The following is an 819-nucleotide window of genomic DNA, read 5'->3' as shown; positions in this document are numbered from 1 at the left end:
TTAGACGACATCGAAACCACACGCTTTTACGGCGTGACTCGGGATTTTCGTGAGCAGTATGGTGAAAAGCCGTATCTGGTTTTGAAATCGATTCCCAAAGTCAGCAAAGGCACGGACATCGACTTCCCGTTTCGTAGCGTTAATTTTGGCCAAGTGCCATACGTCATTCTTACCGATAACGTTCGCTACATGGTAGGTGCTCGCACTCCGCAGGGTTATCGCATATCCAGCGTAACGCCAGCAGGGATTGAGCTGGTGAAAGGCGGGCGCGTTATCACTATTGAACTTGGATACGAAGGCGAGAAAAACCATGACAAATCTTGAACAGATTCTAAATAACGACCTAAGTGGCATTGAAGTGCAAAACATTAAGAGCAAGCTCTTACAAGCACAGGCAGCGGTAAAGCGTCAGTTGGACTTGGGATGTCCTCCGCAGCAGTATCAATTGCTACTAAAACAGTATGAAGCATACACAGCGGCACAGGTTGTGATTGAAGCATACGAAGCTAACCAAAAATAAAGGGAAATCCTATGTCATTTTACGATGCGACCAACAGTGTAAACCTCGATGACGTTAAAACGAAACTTGAGCAACAAGCGAAAGACGCGAACAAATCCGTCACCGATGCCATTAAAAATCTAGAAACCAACGCGGACGACCCATCTAAGCTGGCTGAACTTCAGCACGCTATCAACAAATGGTCGGTGGTATACAACATCAACGCGACCACCACTCGTGCGATCAAAGATGTAATGCAGTCGATCCTGCAGAAGGTGTAATGCATGGAACGAGAATTACGCCAGCTGTTGGCTGAAATT

The 819-nt window shown here is 46.4% G+C and carries 3 protein-coding genes; all 3 read left to right on the top strand.

Translation table 11 applies throughout. The features are described from left to right. On the top strand, positions 1-324 hold a 324-nt coding region (gene sctD, locus R7Z50_RS26360; protein ID WP_318149595.1), incomplete at its 5' end, for a type III secretion system inner membrane ring subunit SctD. Further along, entirely contained in the window at positions 311-520 is a 210-nt protein-coding gene (locus R7Z50_RS26355; RefSeq protein WP_015296814.1) for an EscE/YscE/SsaE family type III secretion system needle protein co-chaperone, read from the top strand. The genes sctD and R7Z50_RS26355, both read left to right, overlap by 14 nt. A gap of 11 nt (positions 521-531) precedes the next feature. Next, the gene (gene vscF, locus R7Z50_RS26350; RefSeq protein ID WP_005464566.1) at positions 532-780 is read left to right on the top strand and encodes a type III secretion system needle filament protein VscF; all 249 of its coding nucleotides are present in this window, start codon (positions 532-534) and stop codon (positions 778-780) included. The last annotated feature ends 39 nt before the right edge of the window (positions 781-819 follow it).

Source organism: Vibrio sp. 1249-1 (genome assembly GCF_033340495.1).
This window is presented reverse-complemented; position numbering and strand designations above follow the sequence as displayed.

What these genes read in the sequence shown, in the direction of transcription:
- vscF (WP_005464566.1), top strand. Translation starts at nt 532, where the DNA reads ATGTCATTTTACGATGCGACCAACAGTGTAAACCTCGATGACGTTAAA.
- R7Z50_RS26355 (WP_015296814.1), top strand. Translation starts at nt 311, where the DNA reads ATGACAAATCTTGAACAGATTCTAAATAACGACCTAAGTGGCATTGAA.